Consider the following 511-nt stretch of genomic DNA (forward strand, 5'->3'; position numbering starts at 1 on the left):
GCAATGGTCGATCTGCTCGCGGAACACGCCGCCGCGCTCGTAGAGCGCGCGGCCCATGTCCGGGTGCTGCGCGCCCTGGCCGGGGAACAGGAACATCACGCGCGAGCCGTCCTCGTCGCGCGCCTCGGGCGCCGCGTCCGCCGGCGCGGGTCCGTCCAGCGCGCGCAGCGCCTCGTCCAGGTCGGCGGCCACCACCGCGCGGCGCTGGCCGAAGCGCATGCGGCCCACCTGGGTGGTGTAGGCCAGGTCGGCGAGATAGGCGCCGTGGTCCGCGTCGGGATGCGCGGCGAGGCGCGCGCGCAGATGCTCGCGCAGCCCGGCCGTGGCGGCCTCCAGCGCCTCGCCGCCGCGTGCCGACAGCAGGATCAGGTGGCGCGCGTGGCGCGCGGGCTCGACGGGCTGCGGCGGCGCCTCCTCCAGCACCAGGTGCGCGTTGGTGCCGCCGATCCCGAACGAGCTGACGCCGGCACGGCGCGGCACACCCTCGGGCGTCGGCCAGGGCGCGGTGCGC

At 78.1% G+C, this 511-nt stretch carries 1 protein-coding gene; it reads right to left on the bottom strand.

Annotation, left to right across the window (positions count from 1 at the left end; all coding sequences use genetic code 11):
• Positions 1–511, bottom strand: a 511-nt coding sequence (locus HWX25_RS32935) for a ketoacyl-synthetase C-terminal extension domain-containing protein (RefSeq protein WP_279610158.1), incomplete at both ends; no start/stop codon positions are given.

It is taken from the genome of Burkholderia sp. BCC1640 (assembly GCF_902833125.1).
Lineage (GTDB): Bacteria > Pseudomonadota > Gammaproteobacteria > Burkholderiales > Burkholderiaceae > Burkholderia > Burkholderia diffusa.